Origin of the sequence: Pelagimonas varians (assembly GCF_003208435.1) — a bacterium.
Taxonomy (GTDB): domain Bacteria; phylum Pseudomonadota; class Alphaproteobacteria; order Rhodobacterales; family Rhodobacteraceae; genus Pelagimonas; species Pelagimonas varians.
In genome coordinates this window covers 225879-247885 of record NZ_QKMF01000003.1, presented here as the reverse complement: position 1 = coordinate 247885, position 22007 = coordinate 225879, and the positions used below count along the sequence as shown (strand labels likewise).

Sequence of the window (22007 nt, the reverse complement as noted above, 5' to 3'; positions counted from 1 at the left end):
CCGCAAGACGAAAACAGTTTCCCAGCTGGCTTTAAATTGAGTAGGCTTTGATTTGGTAACTTAAAATTGTATTGGGCGGGAACCACTGCAGCTCAAATGTTTGGGGTTATCTGTACGATACACTTGGACCAATCGCAGGAGAGCTCCTTGAAGAAGTTCGTTATATCTATGACATGTTTTGCCATGTCGGTGTCATCTTTGGCGGCGGGGCCGGCACAAGTGACAGCCAACGTGAATTTCCGGGATGCTCCGGGCACTGGTTCCAATGTGTTGGGCAATATCCCCGAAAGCTCGACCGTTGATTTGCTGGATTGCGATGGCTCTGGCGCGTGGTGCGCCGTTGAGTTCGAGGGTCAAACCGGCTTTGTCAGCGGCAAATATCTGATGGAAACCGAAGGTGAAAACACGTCGCCCTGGCCTCGGGCATTCGGGCTCGAAGGGGACGCGTTTATCGTTCTGTATGAGCCACAGTTTACCGAATGGGCCGACTTCCTGAAACTTGATGCCTTGCTGGCGGCGGAATATCGCGAAACCGAAACGGCCGAACCAATCTTTGGCGTGATTGGGTTGCGCGGCGATACGGCGAAAAACTCTGATGATCGAACGGTTGTGGTGTCCAACATGACCGTGACCGAGATGGATTTTTCTGCCTTGAAACGCGAACAATTGGCCAAAGTGTCTGTTGGCGTCGGAGAGCTGTTGCCGACAGGTGCATTGACGGTCCCCGAAGAACGCATTGTCGCTGGTCTGGCGAACTATCAACAGGTCACGGATGTCGACGGTCTGAAGGCCGATCCGCCACAGATTTTTGTCTCGCAAGATGCAAGCCGCTTGGTGCAGACGGATGGCACCGCGATTTTCGCCCCCGTTCAAGGTGCGCCGGATGTCGAATTTGTCGTGAACACCAATTGGGATTTGTTTCGCGTCGGCGGGGCCCTTTGGATACGAGATGAATCTTCATGGATGACGGCACCGGAACTGACAGGGCCATGGACAGAAGTCAGCGAGCTGCCTGCTGAATTATCCGCATTGCCCGAAGACGGTAATTGGACGGACACCCGTGAAGCTTTGACACCGGTGGTCTATGACGAAGGCGCACCGCATATCTTCTACTCCGAAACCCCAAGCGAGATGGTCTTGTTCCATGGCCCCCCGACCTTTGAGGCTGTTCCGGGCGGTGATCTGGAATGGGCGTCGAACACCGAGGCCGACATTTTTCGCCACAAGCCCACAGGCACTTATTACTATCTGGTGTCAGGTCGCTGGTTCAGCACCGCCTCATTGGAAGACGGCCCTTGGGCCTTCGCCACACCGGACCTGCCAAAAGACTTCCAGAATATTCCCGACGATGTTCCCTATTACACGGTTCGCGCCAGTGTTCCGGGCACCTCGGAAGCCAACGAAGCCCGTCTGCGCGCTGCCATACCCGAATTGGCACGGGTGAGCCTTGCCGACATCGAACCGCCGACCGTGAGCTATGACGGCGAGCCGGAGTTTGCGCCGATTGAAGGCACCGACATGAGCTATGCGGTGAACACCCAGTCGCAAGTCATCCTTGTGTCAGGCAAGTACTTTTTGGTTGTCGACGGGGTTTGGTTCACGTCTGATACTGCAAACGGACCTTGGGTTCCTGCCACACAGGTTCCGGAAACAATTTATACAATCCCGCCGTCCTCCCCTGTTCATAACGTGACCTATGTGCGCGTCTACGAATATGACGACAACGAAGCGCTGTATGGCTTTACCGCCGGTTATCTGTTCGGGTTCTTGTCATGGGGCGTATTCGTGCATGGCACGGGTTGGTATTATAACCCCTACTGGCACCATCACAATCGCCCGATCTACTACCCGCGCCCGCTCAGCTATGGCGGCGGCATTTATTATAATCCGGCGCGCGGCAACTACGGGCGCTATGGATATGCTTACGGCCCGTATCGCGGAATCGAAGCGCGGACATCGTGGAACCCACGAACCGGCACCTATGCACGCGGTGCCCGCGTTTATGGCCCCAGTGGCAGCCGCGGTTTTGTCTATGCCAACAACCCCCGGACCGGCACCAAAGTGGCCGCACGGGGAGGTGAAAACATCTACGGCAAATGGGGCTCCGCCTCGGTTCGCAATGGATCGGAACACCTGAACATCAAAGCCGCTGACCGCGAGAATGGTGGACAGGGCGTCAAATGGGACAGCTCGCGCGGAGACGGGTTTGCCATGAGCGGACGGCGCGGCAACACTTTTGCCGGACGCGACGGCGAAGTGTACCGCAAAGTCGGAGATGATTGGGAATCGTGGGATCCGGGCAATGGCTGGAATGATGTCAAAGCCCCGTCACGCGATCAGTTGCAACGCCCCGCAGCCGGTACAACTGCACGCGACCGCTTGCAAAACCAAAACGGCAACGGTGGACTGAAGGGCAAAGCCCAAGACGGGATCCAGCGCCGCGACGGCAGACCTGCAGCAGACCGCGTCCCTGCCGGTGTTTCGCGTGATGTGTCGGCTCGCGAACGGGCCAACCAACGGTCCAATCAGGTGCGCGACACTCCGCAACGTGCACGGCCGGCTGCCAAACCCAAAACACGGGTTGAGCCACCACGCGCAAAGCCGAAACCCCGCCAGCCACAGCAGCGCGTGCAAGCGCCAAGGACGCCGACACGCGCAAAACCGCAGCGTACTCCGACCCGCGCAGCGCCGCAGCGCCGCCCCTCAGGCGGCGGCGGTCACCGCGGCGGCGGCGGTGGACACAGAAGACGGTAAGCGTCTAGAAACAACAAAAGGCTGGCGCAATTGGCCAGCCTTTTTTGTTGCCTTCTGCTGGTTCGCAGTCCCGCATGGCTAGATCAGTTCAGACCGGTATTTAGCAACCCCAACGGCCATCATCACTGTCGCAAAGACAAAATAGGCCGCGACAAACAGATACTGCGTCTCAATCCCGACGCCCAGATCGATGCCCAATCCAGTGACCCCCGGCCCTATTGCAGACCCCAAAACCATGACCGCAGCAGCCATTGCCTTGATTGCCCCCAAATGCCGCGTGCCAAAAAACTCGGCCCAAAAGGCGTTGGGAAGTGTCGAGTTGCCGCCAGTGGTAAGCGCCAGAAAGAAAAACCCAAGCAGCATTGCCCCATAAGTTTGCGCATAGGCAAAGGTTACAAAAGCGGCGACCATAGGCAGTTGGTACCAGACTATCAGCCGCGCTGTGCCGATCTTGTCCAACGCCCAACCAGCCACAACCATCGCGGCAATGCTGATCACTGTGTAGAACGGCAACATCGCCACCAGTTCGACATGTGTCATTTGCTTGATTTCAGCAAAATGGACCTGATGGAAAAAGAACGCGGTGTTAAAGGCCCCCGGTCCCAAAAGAGCCGGAACCATAAACCAGTACAAAGGATGGCGGACAGTTTGGTTCCGAGTCCAATGCATGGACCGCATTCCCAACGACTGGTTCGATTTCGCCATAGATTGCGGAGTTCGCTCTGACCGCAGCAACACGAACAAAAGCGGCACACCGCAAAGCGCAATTCCTGCCGCCCCAACCCAAAGCAACCGCCAGTCATAGATCGCCAGCAATCCGACAAAGATTATTGGCAAAAGCGCCTGACCAATCGCAAATCCAAGGTTGGCCACCGACAAGGCCTTGCCGCGCGTTGCTATGAACCAGCGTGACATGGCAACAACTGCCGTCAAACTGGCCATCCCCTGCCCCGTGAACCGCAGACAAAAAATGACAAAAGGCAAAAGCCACCACACAGGGTTTATCGCCATAAACAGGCAAGATACGGCAAGCAACACAAGCACAGCCGCCCCGAGCACGCGAACACGAAAACGGTCAGTCAAGGCACCGGCCCAGATCATCGCGATGGCCGAAACCGTGGTTCCAACCGCATAGATCGCCCCCCACTCGCCGTGCGAGATCTGAAACGCCTCGCGTATTTCACCGGCAAATAGCGAAATGAAATACGTTTGCCCAAAGCTGCTGAGCAGGGTCAACAGCACACCGGCAGCGAGCCAAGGCGCATTGTCACGAAGAAAGCTGAGAATCGTCATGCCCCTCTGTTGCGCGCATCGCCTGTGAAAGAAAAGGACATTCGGTGGCGTAGTTTTCGCCAAGGCCACAGTTTGCGCCACACATCCACATGGCGAGAACCCAGACCGCAAGGCATGTGCGTCCGGCCCTCACCGAAATATAGTGAGCGATACACCGACCTTTTCCCGATTTATAAAAAGCTAAAGGAAACCCGAAAAACGGTGTAAACTGGGCCAAGAACACTGAAATGAATTTTGTTTTAACCTTGGGGGGACAGGACTCATGCGTGGACTAATCGCGGCTTTGGCCGCTTGCCTTTGTCCGGCTTTTTTATCTGCCGATGCCGCTGATCCAGAACGACAAGCACTTATTCAGTCAGAACGCGACCGGATGATCCTAATGCTTGAACGCATGGTGCCCACCCTAAGATACATGGTTGAAGACAAAGAAGGCTTTACAACTCAGTGGCTGACAACCCGCTTTGAGGGTGCCCTGCCACTTCCCAAAGGGTATCCGAATTCCCTGAAAGACGAGCTGGAAACAACAGAAGAAGCATTGGATGCGCTATCTACCAACAAACCTGTCACTCTGGAAGCCTTGCGCCGCTACAGAGCCGCCATCGTGGACAGCGAGTTGCTGGATACGCTCGTGATTTCTGCAGTCCTCAATCAAGTCGGAGTTGCACTGATTGGCGGCGCAGCTACCGCTTTTCGCTATCAATACACCTTCGATGATGAAAACTGGCCCAGCGGCTTGAACCAGGACATTGTCCCCGCCGCAACAGCATTGGCCCGGATCAACGACCTGCATGACCGCGCTGCACCCGAGTATCTTGTCGAGTTTTTGATCGGATCAGTCACCGTTGAGGCAAATGTCCCCAAGGACCGCAAGATCGCAGCGCTCCAGCGTCTCACCGATGCGCGGTTAGAACTGGAGGCCGTGGAACGATCTGTCGACCGCTTGACCCTTCGGGTGGCAGAGCTGACAGATTCAATATCAAAAGAGGCCGACCAGCGTGCTGTTCCTTATCGTGAACGGCTTGCCAAACTGGAACTGGGCTCTGCTGCCGCAGCCAACGAAAAACGTTATTTTGAAACTGAAATGCGCGCGTTAGGTGGGCCACTGGAAGCCGCGCGAACAGTGTTGAATTCAACAATTAAGGACGATCTTGGTCCGGCCCAAGAACGCGTTGTGGCCGCCGAAACTGCTGTGTCACAAGCACGATATGAGGGCATACCCGACGTTTTGAAGATTGAAACCCAACATGCGCTTTTGGAACGCACCTTGGACCAGCATACCGAATTGGAGCAGATCGAAGACGCTTTGCTTGCGCTCAACCATGCAAGTGTATCCTTGGCGCAATCACGGGTGGTGGCCGACGAAGCATTGGTCAATTCACTCGCTGCGGCGAGTGCTGCAAACAACGATCTGGCGCTGTCGGCGTCCAGCAGCTACCTGCTGCAAGCGCTGGCACAAGCGGCGGTCCAGATAACTGATGCAGCAATAGCGTCTAAGGGCAGCCCCCATGTCTTCATCGCGATTGCCGGCGTTCAGGCGACCAATAACGTCTTGTTATCAAAGCCAACCTACTATGACGCAGAACTTGGGCCCGACGGCAAACCAACAACAGACGCACAGGCGCTGCGCCGGAAACTCGGTGAAGAAACCGCTAAAAGCGCGGCGAATACGCTGTCAAAAACAGGTGTCGGCGCATTGGCGGAGCAATTGACCAAATTGCAAGACACCGCCCGCCCGACCGTCCAAGAGGCGCTCGAACACGGATCGACCCGGCGCGCGATGGGTCGGCGTCTGGGGCAAACTCTGTCAGACATTGGTGAACGCAGATCCAGCAACATTCTGGTTGGCATTCTTGAGGGCATCGTCATCGATGAATTGACTGAAACGGCAAAACAAAAGATTGCGCGCGAGGTCACGGAAGACGAGCTTCGCGCCTATGCCGCAGCGCAGTTTCAGGTTGCGGAGACAGTCGCAGCCCTCAAACTGATCAATCTGCTTGAGGACAGGGATGCAATCGCAATTGCAGCCCTGCGCAAACGCCGCCAAGAGCTTTTGGAAGAGCGCGCTCGCTTGCTACCCGGTCAAGAACGCCTACGCCCCGCCTTGAAATACGTACGAAATGGCCTTTTCGAAATAGCAGCCAATCAACCGATCACGGTTACACTCAGCGATGCAGACCAAGCCTTTGATCTTTTGATTGCCGGAGTGCCCGCACGGCCCGGCACCGCCAATGGGACGTTCACGGTCGGGCCGGACGTTCTAACCACTCTGGGTCAGGGCGCGGAAATCCGGCTGCCGTTGACCATCCGCCTGCGATAACGGTGTGGCCAGTGCCGCCCCCTTGCCTGCAATTGTCCGGCCTTTGGATTGGCCATAGGTTTGGCAGACCGGTTTGGGCAGGGATCGCGCACCAGAAAGCGAAGGCATGGAACAAAAAGCCATCCGCCCGTACCGGCTTGGCCACGGGCACAAAGAAATGCCGCGCTACGGTGTGGATGCGGTGATTTTGTCCGATAAAATCCACATTCACGACGCCTCCGGCGCGAGCAACATGTAAGAGTTTTACCAAGACAATGCCCCGTCCCTCTATCTTCTGACCGCAGGCAAATCCATTTCGTTCGAATTCACGGCTGCCAGCATCCATCGGTGACCTCTCTGAATGCGGAGTATTGCGAAACACGGGTGTTGAATGCTGGCCAACGGTCCAACCCATGGTTTCAAGAGACATCCTGCAATGTGACCGGGGAGAACGAGTTGATTGCCTTGGACACCGATGTCGTCGGTTGCAGCGGGAATTATTCGGATTTCTCAACGGCATTTCACTCTGGTCCACGCGTACCAACCGCAGCCCCGCGAAGTTAAAAAATCGCGCATGAACAGGTGTATGCAATATGCGCATCACGGACGCTGGCATGAGGTTTCGAGACGATGCGGACCGTGTAGGGGGCATCCTAAAAAACACTTTGAAAACCGGTTTTACCCGTCCTCACAAGGGTGAACTTCCGGACGCAGAGTTTGACGGGGAAATCGGGTCAGGCAAGATGCTATGTGTCGAAAGCTATATCGGCGAGACTGTCCGCTGAATTTCGAAGCGACAGCAAATGCCTCACCTCAAGTCTTTTCGCCCGCAAAAACCACGTGATCACCGTCGATCCCGCCCAAAGAATGGAAAAGGCTGCTTGTGTTGCTGACATGGAATTTGCGCAGCAGTTTGGCGCGGTAGACCTCAACCGTGCGGTGTGAAATGTCCAGCTGCAAGGCAATTTCCTTGCTCGTCAAACCTTCGCTGAGATGACTGAGAATCTCTCGCTCGCGCCGAGTGAGCTGAACATAGGGGCGCTCTGCGGAAAGGTCGGCAAAGCTCCAAACCGCACGTGCAAGCGGATCGTCGGTGGTGAAGGAATGGCCGCGTACACGGCACCAGAACAGCGCGCCATCCTTGCGCGCCATGATCCGTTCATCCCGATAGGTATTGGTTTCGCTTAGCTGCTTTACACCGCGATCACGGATATTCACGAACTCCTCCACCGAAGGGTAAAGGATTGAAAACATTTGATTGCGCAGCTCATCACACGTGTAACCAAACATATCGGCAAAGGCGATGTTACACGCGCGGATGACCCGCATTTCGGTGACCACCAAACCGATGGGCGCATAGGTAAAAGCCAGCTCGGCAAAGCTTCCCTCCGCGTAGCAATCATCGGTACGTATTTTCACTATCTTGCCCCAAAGCGCGATGTCTTGGATGTTGGTCCGATACTAAACGAGGGGCTAAGTGCGCGCAACGGCGGCATCAGCCCTTAAGGGAGGATACCATGAAATTATTGACGCGGCTTGCCGCAACGGTTGCTACATCCATCGCTTTTGCAGGCGCGGCGTCGGCAGAGGAGCCGATCAAGATTGCCTTGATCCACGGCCTGTCCGGCTCCAGCTTTGAAGCCTTTTCCAAACAGGCACAAACCGGTTTCGAACTTGGCTTGGAATACGCCACAGGCGGCACCAACGAAGTCAAAGGTCGCCCCATTGAGGTGATCGTCAAGGACACACAGTTCAAGCCGGATGTGGCGCGGGCCGTTTTGGCAGAAGCCTATGGCGATGACGAAGTTTTGCTCGCCGTTGGTGCAACATCGTCTGGTGTGACCAAAGGCATGCTGCCCATCGCCGAAGAATACGAGAAGATCCTTATTGTCGAACCAGCGGTTGCCGACAGCCTGACCGGCCCTGACAGCAATCGATATATTTTCAAAACATCGCGCAATTCGTCGATGGATATGCAAGCACAAGCACTGGCGCTAAAGCCGGACGAAAACCTGTTTGTTGCAACGCTTGCCGAAGACTATGCCTTTGGCCGCGACGGGATTGAAGCGTTCAAAACTGCCCTTGCAGGAAGTGGCGCAACGATTGTGACCGAAGAATTCGTCCCCCAAGGCACAGCGGATTTCACCGCCGCAACGGAACGTATGTTCAACGCTCTCAAAGACAAAGAAGGCCGCAAGGTTATTTTGGTCTATGTTGCAGGCAGCGGCGATGCCCCCGGTAAAATTCAAGCTCTGGATCCAGAGCGCTATGGCATTGAACTATCGATGGGCGGCCATATCCTGCCCGTCTTGCCCACCTACAAGCGTTTCCCCGGCATGGAGGGCGCGGTCTACTACTACTACGAAGCCTACGACAATCCGGTGAACAAGTGGTTGGTCGACACCCATCAAGAACGCTTTGACGGCCCGCCTGATTTCTTCACAGCTGGCGGCATGGCGGCGGCGCTGGCCGTGGTCAAAACACTAGAAACAGCGACCAGCTATGAAACTGAAGACCTGATCGCCGCGATGGAAGGCATGTCGTGGGAGACGCCAAAAGGCAAAATGACCTTCCGCCCCGAAGATCATCAGGCGCTTCAATCCATGGTCCATTTCAAAATCCGTGTGGATGATAATGTTGATTGGGCAATCCCCGATTTGGTCCGCATCATCGAAGCCGATGAAATGAGTATCCCAGTAGGACGCAACAACAACTAACCCCCAATGTCCGGCCACCGCCTTTTGGCGAGCTGGCCGGGCATTCACTCAAAAGCGACCCTTTTCATGCCCCAACCTTCCCTTTCAACCAATGACCTGACAATCCGTTTCGGTGGGCATGTCGCGGTCAATCAGGTGACCTGTGCCTTTCACCCTGGTGAAACCACGGTGATCGTCGGCCCGAACGGGGCAGGCAAAACCACCTATTTCAATTTGATGTCAGGCCAGCTTCCAGCCTCCTCTGGCAGCGTGCACAAAGGCGAGGTCGACATCACAAACATGTCCCCCTCTGCGCGCGCCGCTCACGGTATCGGGCGCGCTTTTCAGCTGACCAACCTGTTTCCGCAGCTAAGCGTTCTGGAAAATATCCGTCTGGCAGTCCAAGCGCGGGCCGGGGCCGGATGGGGGCTGTTTCGCCCTGCCGCAAAGCTGACGGAACTGACCGCCAAGGCCGAAACCTATCTGGAAGCCGCGCAGCTGACCGACAAGGCCTTTATGCCCGCTTCTGCCTTGCCGCATGGCGATCAGCGCAAACTCGAAGTGGCGCTTTTGATGGCGATGGAACCGGATATTTACATGTTTGACGAACCCACTGCCGGCATGTCGCTGGACCAAGCCCCGGCCGTGCTGGAACTGATTGCCAAAATCAAGGCAGACCCCACCAAAACCGTTCTACTGGTCGAGCATAAAATGGACGTGGTGCGCGCCTTGGCCGACCGCATTATCGTTTTGCACAACGGAGAGCTGTTGGCAGACGGCGCACCCGACGCTGTGATGGCCAGCCAGATTGTCCGCGACGTTTATCTGGGCACCGCGACAGAGGAAACGGCATGACCCTGCTCAGTGTAAAAGATATGAAAACCAACATCGGGCAATATTCCGTCCTGCATGGCATCAGTTTTGATGTCCCCGAAGGCGGCGTGTTTGTCTTGTTGGGGCGCAATGGCGCTGGCAAAACAACAACCCTGCGGTCGATCATGGGGTTGTGGCAGCCATCCGCGAATTCCGTCAGCTTTCAGGGGCAAGACCTCTCAGGCATGGGCACCGCAGATATTGCCCGCAAAGGCATTGCCTATGTTCCAGAAAACATGGGTATCTTTGGCGGCCTGACCGTCGAGGAAAATCTGATCCTTGCCACCGCCAAGGGCACCTTTGACCAAAAGCGGTTGCAGCGCATTTATGATCTGTTTCCGGCCATCGAAAAGTTCTGGACAAAACAAGCCTGGAGCCTGTCCGGCGGTCAAAAACAGATGCTTGCTGTTGCGCGGGCCATTATCGAACCGCGCGCCCTGATCTTGATCGATGAGCCGACCAAGGGGCTTGCCCCGTCGATCGTGGCCGCAATGGGCGAGGCGTTTCGCGAGATTTCCCAAAGCACCACCATCTTGCTGGTCGAACAGAACTTCAACTTTGCCCGCAGTCTTGGGCGCGACATGGCGGTCATTGAAGACGGCCGCGTGGTTCACACCGGTTCAATGGCAGGTTTCGCTGCCGACACAGAATTGCAAGGCCATCTTTTGGGCCTGTCCGCATGAGGGGTTTCATGGACAAACTATCTGAAACGCTGGGCCGGTACGGCGGTGTTAACCTGCTACCGGTCGTGCTGGCTGCAATCGCATTTGTCTTGATCGGCGCGCCGTCGTCTTGGGTCACCTTGACCATTGCGGGCCTGTCGATGGGCATGATGGTCTTCCTCATGGCCTCGGGTCTCAGCCTTGTGTTTGGCTTGATGGATGTCATGAACTTTGGCCATTCGGCCTTTATCAGCTTTGGGGCTTTTGTTGCGGCCAGCGTTCTGGCGGCTTTGGGCGGTTGGCTGGACAGCGACAGCGTGCTCTTGGCCTCTGCGGCGCTTGGTCTAGCGCTGCTGGCCGCGATCACCTTTGGCCTTGCGGCCGGTCTGTTTTTTGAGACCGTGATCATTCGACCTGTGTACCGCGATCACCTGCGCCAAATCCTGATCACAATGGGTGCGCTGATTGTGTCCGAACAGATCATTCTGGCGGTTTGGGGCGGCACCCCTGTCACCGTACCGCGCCCGTCCTTTTTAGACGGGGCCTGGATCATCGGTGATGTCAGCATCGAGATTTACCGCGTCTTTGCTTTCGGCCTTGGGGCTGTGGTGTTCACTGGTCTTTACCTTCTTTTAAACCGCAGCCGCATCGGACTATTGATCCGCGCGGGGGTGGAAAACCGTGAAATGGTCGAAAGCCTCGGGTTCAAAATCAACCGCCTCTTTATCGGTGTGTTCATGTTGGGGTCCGCATTGGCGGCATTGGGCGGCGCGATGTGGGCCGGATATGAAACCCTGATTACGCCCGCGCTTGGCGGCGAGATGATGATTGTTGTGTTTATCGTTGTCATCATTGGCGGCCTAGGCTCCATCGAAGGCACCCTTCTGGGGGCCATCATCGTCGGCCTGACGGCCAATTACATTGGCTATCTCGCCCCCAAACTGGCGCTTGCCTCAAACATGATTTTGATGATGGCGATTTTGATGTGGCGGCCCAGCGGCCTGCGTCCGGCGGTGAAATAATATGGCACATGTGAACAATACTTACGGCACCATGGCCGTCAAAACAGGTATGCTGATCATAGCCGCTGCGCTGCTTTTTGCCCCCTTCTTGTTTCAAGACGTTCGCGCCCTCGAAGTCGCGGCCCGCATTTGCATTTTCATCGTGCTGGTTGCCAGTTATGACCTGCTGATCGGCTATACAGGCATCGTCAGTTTCGCCCATACGATGTTCTTTGGATTTGGCTCTTACGGGGCGGCCATTGCCTTGAAGCAAATGGGGCCGGGGTGGGACGCAGTTGCGATTGGAACACTGGCAGGCATCCTTGTCTCACTCGTCGTGGCCACCGTCATCGGCTTGATCAGCCTACGGGTCAAAGCCATTTTCTTTGCGATGATTACATTGGCTGCGGCCTCGGTTGTGTTGGTCTTGGCCTCGCAGCTTTCGCATCTGACGGGCGGCGAAGACGGGATCACCTACCGCGCGCCGGATCTGTTCAAAACCGCGAACAAGCTGATGGTGGATGATAACGGCAAAGTGGTCCGCTGGTTCGGCGTTAAACTGAACGGCAAACTGGCGGCTTACTACTTTGTCTTTTTCTCCTCTCTGGCCCTCTTCCTTGTGATGTTGCGCATCACAGTCTCGCCGCTCGGCACGGTCTTGAAAGCCATTCGAGAAAATGAATCCCGCGCCGAGGCCATTGGGTATCGTGTTGTTGCCTACCGCACCTTTGTCTTTTGCCTTTCGGCTGTTGCGGCTTCTGTCGCTGGATCCATCTATGCGATCTGGTTAAAGTACACGGGCCCCGATACTGCGCTGTCTTTTGCGATTATGATCGACATCTTACTGATGGTAGTGATCGGCGGCATGGGCACAATGTGGGGCGCGGTGATCGGCGCTGTTCTCATGGTCATGGCCCAGTATTATTTACGGGATTTGATGGGTGCCGCGTCAGAGGCAACGGCGAACATTCCGTTGCTGCCAGAGCTGCTCGCCCCTGATCGCTGGCTCTTCTGGCTCGGGATCATCTTTATTCTTCTGGTTTACTTCTTCCCGCGCGGCATCGCAGGCACTGTGATGACCAAAGGAGCGCGGAAATGAGCGGCCCGCGTTTCAATTTTGTACCGGTCATGGGGCATGAAGTTCATGTGACGGAATGGGGGCAAGGCGGGGCACCTGCTTTGCTTATGCTGCACGGACTGGCCCGCACCGGACGCGATTTTGATGAAATCGCGTCGGCCCTGTCAGATCACTACCATGTTTTGTGCCCCGATATGATCGGGCGCGGACGATCAAGCTGGTCCGCCAATCCAACCACCGACTACCGGGTTGAAAGTTACGCGAAAATCACACTTGGCCTCATGGACGCCTATGGCTTGGATAGCGCTGACTTACTGGGGACCTCGATGGGCGGACAGATCGGAATGTGGATCGCGTCTGGCGACCAGCATGCACGTTTGAACACCCTATTGATCAACGATATTGGCCCCGAAGTGCCTGCCCCTGCAATCCAGCGCATCATGGCCTATGTTGGCAATCCCCCACAGTTTGCCACCCACACCGAGGCCGAAGTCTGGCTGCGCAAGGCTTATGCCCCTTTTGGCCCTGCGCCAGATGCATTTTGGCAGCGTATGGCACTGGCCTCCTTACGGCGGACGTCGTCTGGCCAGCTGACATTGCACTATGACCCCGCAATTATCTCGCAGTTTACCCACGCGCCTCAGGACATGACCGTTTGGGATCGATGGCAAAGCATAACTACCCCCACGCATGTTTTTTACGGTGAGCAGTCAGACCTGCTGACCCAAAGCATTTTGCAACAGATGCTAGGCACTGGCCCAAAGCCTTCAAGCACTGGGATTTGTGATTGCGGCCATGCGCCCACCCTATCCAGACCGGCAGACATTGAACAGGTCCGGACCGCTTTTCAGACACTCGGATAACCGAACCGATCGGGCACCCGCCCCCTGTTTACATCGCCGTTTTAATTGCCCCCGAGCCGGCCCTTAGAGTTTGGCTGCAACCGAACAGCGCATTCGATTTCCCCCATCCCAAAAAGCAAAAACCGGAGCGAGCAAATCGCGTTGCGGTTAGCCTGTCGATGATGCCACTTGCCAAATAAAAGCCAAATATTGCATAAATTTATACAGAATTATTAATCCAACAGCACGTTTTCAGACGCATACAATTTTAAGATGTAGGCGAATTCAGTTTAAGTAGGCCGTTTTTATGACAATTTCCCAAGCGCAGATAGACCAGCTCCATACCAGCGCCGCCTCTGCACTCAACTCTTTGAATATCGCATATGGCGCGCAAGCCTTGGCCGAGACACTGCCATTGATCGGAACCGGGCTTGGGACCAGTTCCAGTGACGCGACGCAGGTGATGGAAAACACCCGCACGGCTTTGGTAAATGCCTTGTCGACTTTGTCCGGTGCGGCCACTTATACCGCCGCGCAGGTCGAGATTGAGATCAACAATGCGCTGGCCTCTATCGGGATGTCGGGCGTTGTTGTCGGCGTTCAGGTCAGCGGTTCGGATATCACCCTGTCGATAAATGCCGAAGCCGGGGAAACTTCGCAATTTGCAGTGGCCGGTGACATCGGCCTACCGGGGATCGCTGTCTCTGTGGCCGGATCTGCCGATGTGGCAGCCAACGCAGCCCTGAGCCTGACCATGGGGTTGGATTCTTCGGGCTTTTTCATCGACACGGCTGCCTCGGGCATTGATCTATCGCTCGGCACCACCGGCGTTACTTTTAACGCGTCTGCCTCCTTGGGCGTGTTGCAATATGTTGTGGCCGATGCGGGTACAGAGCTGGACCTCGAGTTTGCCATCGACCTGACCGACGCAAATAATGACGGCTTGTTGCGCCTGTCTGAAATGGGACAGGATTTCCTGGATGTGTCGCTGAACGGCCAAGCCGATATCGGTCTGGCTATGGCAGCTGATTTTGGCACAGGCGCGCTTCCGTCAGTGTCGGCTGTTCTGGAAATTGACTGGCAGTTCATCAATGCCGACGTCAATCCAACCGACCAGAATGTGACTTTTGGCGAGTTGCCCAGCGTTGTGCTGAAGGATGTAACGCTCGACCTCGGTAGCTTTCTTGAAAACGTGATGTTGCCGATCTTTGACGCAATCGCGCCGCTGATCGACCCCATCAACACTGCCCTAGAGGTCATCACCGCCGACATCACCATGCTCAAACTGTTGCCCAATTGGGAAACACTGCTGGATCTGAGTGGCGACGGCGAGATCAACATGCTGGATCTGCTGAAACTGGCCGATCCGGATATCGATCTGGGGCCAATTGAAGACTTCATCGACCTTGCCAAAGATATTGTCGATTGGGCCGAGTTCCTTGATTCCGTGGCTGTCGGCGAAGCCGGTTTGAACTTTGGTGACTTCAACCTCGACACCGCCGAAGACCTGCGTGATTTAGCCTTCGACATCACCACGGCCAATCTCGACCTTCAGGGCGCTGCGGATACATTGACCGACGTCGTCGATGCGCTGTCCGGCGGCGAATGGACCAACTCCAGCGGCGGCACTTCTCCGCAAGAAATGCTGCAAGAGATGGTCAGTGGGACCGCCTTTTCGGTGCCGATCCTTGAGGATCCAGCCCAAATTCTGTCGTTGTTGTTCGGCGGCGAGGCAGATCTGGTCGAAATTGATTTCCCCGAAGTCTCAATGTCTGCCGGCGGCGACAGCCTGCTGACCATTCCGGTCTTTACCGGTATCACTGTGAACATCGGCGGCTCGATTTCGGCGGCCTTTGACCTCGCATTCGGCTATAGCACTCGTGGGCTAACCATGCCGGGCGCATCGGCGTTGACAGCGCTGAACGGGCTATATGTGATAGACGGCGAAGGGCCCGAGGCCTCGTTGTCGGCAACGATCAACCTTGGTGCGGCCCTGGATGCCGTGATCGCAAGCTTGTATGGCGGCGGCGCGGTCACCGGCACAATCGAACTTGATATTGCCGATGGGCTGCAATCACAGCCGGGGCGTCTGTACTATGATGAATTCCTTGCGGCGCTTTCGACGAACCCTTTTAGTCTTTTCGATGCCTCGGGGTCGATTACAGCGCATCTGACCCTTGCAGCGCGTGTTTTGGGCGGGGATATTTTCCGCATCGACAGCCCGCAGATCACGCTGGCGGACTTCAACTTCACCGGCGTTTCAGGCCTGGCTTCCAGCACATCGACGCTGGCACTGGCGTCCCTCTCGGGCGGTGTGCTGACACTGAACACAGGGCCGCTTGCCGGGAATCGATTGGTTGGCAGCGCCGTGGACGGCAACGAAATCGCCTATGTCAGCGATGCAACCGGCGGCAAGGTCAACGTCGTCATCGACGGCTATGCCGAGGCTTATACCAGCGGGACGCAGATTGCTGCTGATCTTGGACAGGGTAATGACCAGCTGGTGCTGTCCGAAACTCTTGCCATTGCCGGTTCGATCGAAGGCGGCGAAGGTCGCGATATTTTGGCGGGCGGTGCGGCCGGTGACACGCTGGACGGCGGCATTGGCGAAGACACATTGTTTGGCCGGGACGGCAACGACAGCTTGATCGGCGGCGACGGGGCCGATTTGTTCTATGGCGGCGCAGGCGCGGATACACTCAGCGGCGGCGACGGCGAAGACATGGTATCCTACGTCTATTCGGGCGTCGGGGTGAATGTGAACCTTGGAACCGGCACAGGCGCAGGCGGAACCGCGCAGGGCGACGTTCTGACCTCGATTGAGGTGCTACAAGGCTCCAATGACGCGGATACGCTGACCGGCAGCGGCAACGGCGAGATGATCATCGGGCTGGATGGTGATGATTCCATCGCCGGTGCAGGCGGCGACGATGTGCTTTTGGGGTCTGATGGCAACGACACACTGGACGGCGGAACCGGCGCGGACACCATGGTCGGCGCACAGGGCGACGATCTCTATTTTGTCGATGACACAGGCGACGTTGTTGATGAAAACCGCTATGGCGAGATTCCAGTAGGCACCGATGGCGGTACAGACGAAGTACGGGCAGCGATCAGCTGGTCCATCGCCACCGGCACCCAAAGCCAGATTGAAAACCTGACTCTGATCGGGACAGCCATTTCAGGCACGGGCAACGCTGGCGACAATGTCATAACCGCAAACCAGCTCGGGCTTTCTGGTGGATCGCTGTATGGCGGCGGCGGGTCAGACACGCTGCACGGGTCCGGGGCGGGCGAATGGTTGGACGGCCAAGCTGGTGCCGACAGCATGATCGGCCATGGCGGCAATGATACATATTTCGTCGACCACCTCGGCGACGATATTGTCGAAGCTGCCCTTGAGGGCACCGACACCGCCATATCGAGACTTCAAAGTTTTGCTTTGGACGCGGACGATGACATCGAAGTAATGGCCCTGGACGCCTCAGTCCTGAACGGTTCGCTGACCGGTAACGCATTAGACCAATCCCTGATCGGAGCCAGTGGAAACGACACGCTCGAAGGCCTTGGCGGTGCGGATGCACTGATCGGCGGCACTGGACGGGACCGGGCCACCTATCGCAGCAGCACTGTTGCGGTTTCTATCGATCTGACATTGGCGGCACAGATTGGCGGCGACGCGGCTGGCGACACCTATACCAGTATCGAAGAAATCGAAGGCTCGGCGCTGGCTGATACTTTGATCGGCGATGATGGCGACAACGCCTTTTTGGGTTTGGGCGGCGACGACACGCTGCGCGGGGCCTTGGGGAATGACACTCTGCTCGGCGGCTCGGGGCACGATAGTCTCGACGGCGGTATCGGGGCAGATTATCTGGATGGCGACGCTGGCAATGACAGCCTTGACGGCGGACAAGACGCCGACACGCTGATCGGCGGCAACGGCGACGACACCTATGTTGTCGACCATATCCTAGAGCAAGTCACCGAACTTGGAACCGGCACTGATCTGGTTCAGGCTTGGGTGGACTGGTCACTGGATGCGCCTAGCCAACTCAACATCGAAAACCTGACACTGCTGGGCGCAGCGCGCATCGGCACCGGAAATGCGTTGGCCAACACGCTGATTGGCACAGCTGGCAATGACCGGTTGGACGGGCTGTTGGGGCGCGACACCATGATCGGCGGCGTGGGGGACGACACCTATGTCGTCGACAACGTGCTGGATCTGATCACCGACACCAGCGGCCATGATTTGATCGAAGTGCGCGCCGCCGGGGCCTCCAGCTTTGACATGTCGGTGCAGGCGGCTGATATCGAAGACCTGACCGTCGCAGACACGTCGGGCGCGGTGCGCATCACCGGCAACGATCTGGACAATGTGATCACCGGCAACGCATCCGGCGACACGATCAGCGGCGGCATGGGCAACGACACGATCATCGCCGGGGGCGGCGGAAGCGAAGTCCTGAGCGGCGACGAAGGCGACGATGACCTGCGTTTAACGTTGCTGTCCCGGGGCACACATTACGTTTACGGCGGCGAAGGTGCCGCCGACATAATGCGGATGGACTGGTCCACCTCTGCCTCCGCGATCACCCATTTCAGCAACTCCTCCGCCTCCTACTACCGAACCTATGTCGACGGTTACGTTTACACCTACTTTGACGGGATTGAATCCTTTGATCTCAGGGGCGGATCGGCAAGCGATGTCCTGTATGGCGGCAACCTTGCTGATACCTTGGTGGGCAACGGCGGTTCCGACCGGCTGTACGGCTACCGCGGGGCATTGGAAGTGTCAGGCGGAGCGGGGCATGACCTTGTCTATGCGACTATCCGAACGGCCGAAGATGTGGATCTAGGGCTCGATTTCTCGCTGCGACTGCTTGATACGCAAACCGGCCCTGTCATCGTAAATGCCGGAACAGCCGTCGAAACCTCATGGGAAGGAATCGAACAGGTCCGCATAACAACGGGCGCAGGCAATGACCTTTTGGACACCCGAAACGTCAGCTCATCCTCCAACGTGTTTGGCGTATCGAATTACTGGAACTCCGGCGATGGCGACGACCATTATCTGACCGATCTGGGCGCGCTGGGGTCAGCGAATTTCCTTGCCGGTGACGGCATCGACACGCTGACCATCGACTGGGGCGACGCAACCAGTGGCATCACCTATTACAGCAACTCCTCCACCACCTACTACCGCGTCTATGTCGACGATTTCGGCTATGTTTACCAATACTTCTCGGACATCGAAAAGATCGATTTCACCACCGGCAGCGCCAGCGATATGGTCTATGCCGTCGGCGGGCGCGACCGCTTTGTCACCAATGGCGGGCAGGACCGGATCTTTGGTGCCGACAAAGGCGACACCGTTTTGGCGGGCGACGGCAACGACTGGGTCTCGCTCGACCTGCGCTTTGGCGACGGCGAAACCGACCCCGCCGAGGATATCGATGTCACCCTATCGGCCCTGCAAGACGAAGCGGCGGTCTTCTATGAGGGCACCGAAGGCGAGACGCATTTGCAAGGCGTCGAGCAGATGTACCTGTATACCGGCGCAGGCGATGACCGCTTTGACACACGCGGCGTGGCCTCGAATTCCGGCTGGTTTGGCTATTCGAACTACATCAGCCTTGGCGATGGCGACGACCATTATCTGACCGATCTGGGCGCGCTGGGGTCAGCGAATTTCCTTGCCGGTGACGGCATCGACACGCTGACCATCGACTGGGGCGACGCAACCAGTGGCATCACCTATTACAGCAACTCCTCCACCACCTACTACCGCGTCTATGTCGACGATTTCGGCTATGTTTACCAATACTTCTCGGACATCGAAAAGATCGATTTCACCACCGGCAGCGCCAGCGATATTGTCTATGCCGTCGGCGGGCGCGACCGCTTTGTCACCAATGGCGGGCAGGACCGGATTTTCGGTGCCGACAAGGGCGACACCGTTTTGGCAGGCGACGGCAACGACTGGGTCTCGCTCGACCTGCGCTTTGGCGACGGCGAAACCGACCCCGCCGAGGATATCGATGTCACCCTATCGGCCCTGCAAGACGAAGCGGCGGTCTTCTATGAGGGCACCGAAGACGAGACGCATTTGCAAGGCGTCGAGCAGATGTACCTGTATACCGGCGCAGGCGATGACCGCTTTGACACACGCGGCGTGGCCTCGAATTCCGGCTGGTTTGGCTATTCGAACTACATCAGCCTTGGCGATGGCGACGACCATTATCTGACCGATCTGGGCGCGCTGGGGTCAGCGAATTTCCTTGCCGGTGACGGCTTTGACACGCTGACCATCGACTGGGGGGCCGCAACCAGTGGCATCACCTATTACAGCAACTCCTCCACCACCTACTACCGCGTCTATGTCGAAGGTTTTGGTTATGTTTACCAATACTTCTCAAATGTTGAGATCTTTGATCTGACAGGCGGCAGCGGTGCGGATAGCCTCTTGGGCGGTTCCCTGACGGACAGGTTGATTGGCAATGCTGGCAACGACACCCTGCGAGCTGGCTCGGGGAACGACTTTGTACAAGGCGGGGCCGGCCATGACCTGATCGTGCTGGGCGACGGCGATGACACCGCATTTGGCGAAGCAGGGAATGACACAATCATTGGATCGCTGGGGTCGGATGTGAATGTTGCAGCCTATTCCGGCAGCGCAGCATCGATCTATGTCATTGACCTCGGAGAAGGGTCATATCGGGTCATCACCGAAGCTGGCGGCAGTGATCTGCTCCAGAACATTCAGACATTACGTTTTACTGACGGCTTGGTCACAACAGATTATGCGATTTCGTCACTTGTGAACTCCGCGCCCGTTTTACCGGCAACAGCCGAGGCCACGTTGGTCACCGGGCAAACCACACCCATTTTTGACGCTGAGGCCACCGATCCAGAGAGCCACCCAGTAACTTATAGCCTGGCCGGAGCTGATGCGGGCTTGTTTGCGATAGACCCTTTGACCGGTGAGGTGACGTTTGACGGGGATCCAACGCTTGCGTTGCCCGAGGCCGCAGTGGGTGGCCTAGTCTATTCCTTGGAAATCATTGCCAGCGATGGCTATGCCAGCGGCAGTCAGGAATTGACAGTAACAGGCGTAAGCAACTTGCCGCCGGAAGCGGTGGACGATCTGGCGACAACAAACCAGTCTGCCCCTGTCAGTGTTGATGTGCTTGCCAATGATTTTGACCTTGAAGGCCCTGCGCCGACACTGGCCGGTTTTGGCCAGCCAGAACACGGCAGTGTGACACAAGCCGGTGGCAGCCTCGTTTACCAGCCTGATGCTGGTTTTTACGGAGTTGACCAATTTGTCTACGATATTGTGGATGCGCAAGGCCTAAGAAGCAGCGGTGAAGTTGTCATCAACGTCAACAGGGTTCGCGAACGGCTTGATTCCGAAGAACTCGCGAGTTGGCAGAGCCAGACAACCGTTATCTCTCCGACAGGGCAACTCATTTCAAAAGAAATTACCTACGACGACGGCCGTGTGCTTGTGGCACAATACACCAATGGCGTTCGATCATCGCAAACGCTGACAGACCCCGAAAACGCACATAGTTGGACAAGCCAGTCATTGGCATACGATGGCGGTGGTGCGTTGATCTCGATGGACACAACCTTTGACGACGGCCGGGTGCTTTCGGCACAATACACCAATGGCGTTCGATCTGCGCAAACGTTGACGGACCCCGAAAATGCATTCAGCTGGACAGACCAAATCTACGCATACGATAGCGATGGCACCCTGATCTCAAGGGTTGCAAACTACGACGACGGCCGAGTTCTGGTCTCTGAGTACACCGCTGGCGTTCGATCTGCGCAAACGCTGACAGACCCGCAGAACGCACACAGCTGGACCAGCCAATCCTCCGCATACGGTGTCGACGGTGTATTGATGTCGAGGGTCACAAATCACGACGACGGCCGTGTTCAAAGCGCGACTTACACCGCTGGTGTCCGGTCAACACAAACGCTGACAGACCCGGACAATGCCCATAGATGGACAGACCAGTCCTTGACCTATGATAGCGAAGGCAACCTGATCTCGAAGGTTACAAACTTCGACGACGGCAGGGTGGGGAATTTTCGCTATGTCGCAGGAGTTCAGGCCGAAGCCACGATCACCGACGCAGCGGATGCTTTTGTCTGGGCCAGTATTGAACGCGACTACAACAGTTCCGGCGTCCTTATCGAATCCCAAACAACCTATGATGACGGCCGCATCCTGACGACAGAGTTTGCCGCAGGAGTTCGGTCAACCCAAACGCAGACAGACCCTGACAACGTCTATCTCTGGACGAACAAAACGGACGTTTTCGATGTCGATGGAACCTTGATTTCAAGAGTCACGAACTTTGATGATGGCACGGTTCAAACATGGCCTGTGGTGGATGACAGCCCTGCCTAAGACCCCGGAAAATCTCGTTTGAATGATTTCCGCGCCTGTTAGGACGAAAGTTGGCAAAACACCTTCCCGCCACATCTGCAGCGG

Annotated in this window: 13 protein-coding genes; 11 read left to right on the top strand and 2 right to left on the bottom strand. The window is 56.6% G+C overall.

Translation table 11 applies throughout. The features are described from left to right. Positions 1 to 147: 147 nt before the first annotated feature. Positions 148 to 2754 carry an SH3 domain-containing protein gene (locus tag C8N36_RS05540; RefSeq protein ID WP_211318226.1) on the top strand — a complete coding sequence of 869 codons (2607 nt, stop codon included), beginning with the start codon at positions 148 to 150 and terminating at the stop codon, positions 2752 to 2754. A gap of 78 nt (positions 2755 to 2832) precedes the next feature. Here the strand turns inward: C8N36_RS05540 and C8N36_RS05535 are convergent, their stop codons facing one another. After that, positions 2833 to 4047: an MFS transporter gene (locus C8N36_RS05535; RefSeq protein ID WP_176527108.1), complete on the bottom strand. Its 1215-nt coding sequence runs from the start codon at positions 4045 to 4047 to the stop codon at positions 2833 to 2835. Positions 4048 to 4309: 262 nt separating this feature from the next. On the opposite strand from C8N36_RS05535, the gene C8N36_RS05530 reads away from it, so the two are divergent. From C8N36_RS05530 to C8N36_RS05525, 3 genes are all read left to right on the top strand, one after another. Continuing rightward, positions 4310 to 6364: a coiled-coil domain-containing protein gene (locus C8N36_RS05530; protein ID WP_097805574.1), complete on the top strand. Its 2055-nt coding sequence runs from the start codon at positions 4310 to 4312 to the stop codon at positions 6362 to 6364. A gap of 106 nt (positions 6365 to 6470) precedes the next feature. Then, positions 6471 to 6602 (top strand): hypothetical protein, encoded by a 132-nt coding sequence (locus tag C8N36_RS24660; RefSeq protein ID WP_255253615.1) that lies wholly within the window; start codon positions 6471 to 6473, stop codon positions 6600 to 6602. Between the two features lie 334 nt (positions 6603 to 6936). Next, the gene (locus C8N36_RS05525) at positions 6937 to 7128 is read left to right on the top strand and encodes a hypothetical protein (RefSeq protein WP_097805573.1); all 192 of its coding nucleotides are present in this window, start codon (positions 6937 to 6939) and stop codon (positions 7126 to 7128) included. A gap of 28 nt (positions 7129 to 7156) precedes the next feature. Here C8N36_RS05525 and C8N36_RS05520 read toward each other — a convergent pair whose 3' ends face one another. Then, positions 7157 to 7765 carry a LuxR C-terminal-related transcriptional regulator gene (locus tag C8N36_RS05520; RefSeq protein WP_245910734.1) on the bottom strand — a complete coding sequence of 203 codons (609 nt, stop codon included), beginning with the start codon at positions 7763 to 7765 and terminating at the stop codon, positions 7157 to 7159. A gap of 95 nt (positions 7766 to 7860) precedes the next feature. Here C8N36_RS05520 and C8N36_RS05515 point away from each other — a divergent pair, with 95 nt between their 5' ends. From C8N36_RS05515 to C8N36_RS05485, 7 genes are all read left to right on the top strand, one after another. Further along, positions 7861 to 9060: a substrate-binding domain-containing protein gene (locus C8N36_RS05515; RefSeq protein WP_097805571.1), complete on the top strand. Its 1200-nt coding sequence runs from the start codon at positions 7861 to 7863 to the stop codon at positions 9058 to 9060. Between the two features lie 66 nt (positions 9061 to 9126). Further along, the gene (locus C8N36_RS05510; RefSeq protein WP_097805679.1) at positions 9127 to 9894 is read left to right on the top strand and encodes an ABC transporter ATP-binding protein; all 768 of its coding nucleotides are present in this window, start codon (positions 9127 to 9129) and stop codon (positions 9892 to 9894) included. Then, positions 9891 to 10595 (top strand): ABC transporter ATP-binding protein, encoded by a 705-nt coding sequence (locus tag C8N36_RS05505; protein ID WP_097805570.1) that lies wholly within the window; start codon positions 9891 to 9893, stop codon positions 10593 to 10595. Before C8N36_RS05510 ends, C8N36_RS05505 begins: the two co-directional genes overlap by 4 nt. An 8-nt stretch (positions 10596 to 10603) precedes the next feature. Next, the gene (locus C8N36_RS05500) at positions 10604 to 11596 is read left to right on the top strand and encodes a branched-chain amino acid ABC transporter permease (protein WP_097805569.1); all 993 of its coding nucleotides are present in this window, start codon (positions 10604 to 10606) and stop codon (positions 11594 to 11596) included. Position 11597: 1 nt separating this feature from the next. Then, on the top strand, positions 11598 to 12674 hold the full coding sequence (locus C8N36_RS05495) for a branched-chain amino acid ABC transporter permease (protein ID WP_097805568.1): 1077 nt from the start codon (positions 11598 to 11600) through the stop codon (positions 12672 to 12674). Then, positions 12671 to 13516, top strand: a complete 846-nt coding sequence (locus tag C8N36_RS05490; RefSeq protein ID WP_097805567.1) for an alpha/beta fold hydrolase — start codon at positions 12671 to 12673, stop codon at positions 13514 to 13516. Before C8N36_RS05495 ends, C8N36_RS05490 begins: the two co-directional genes overlap by 4 nt. 286 nt (positions 13517 to 13802) lie before the next feature. After that, positions 13803 to 21923, top strand: a complete 8121-nt coding sequence (locus tag C8N36_RS05485; protein WP_110767815.1) for an Ig-like domain-containing protein — start codon at positions 13803 to 13805, stop codon at positions 21921 to 21923. The last annotated feature ends 84 nt before the right edge of the window (positions 21924 to 22007 follow it).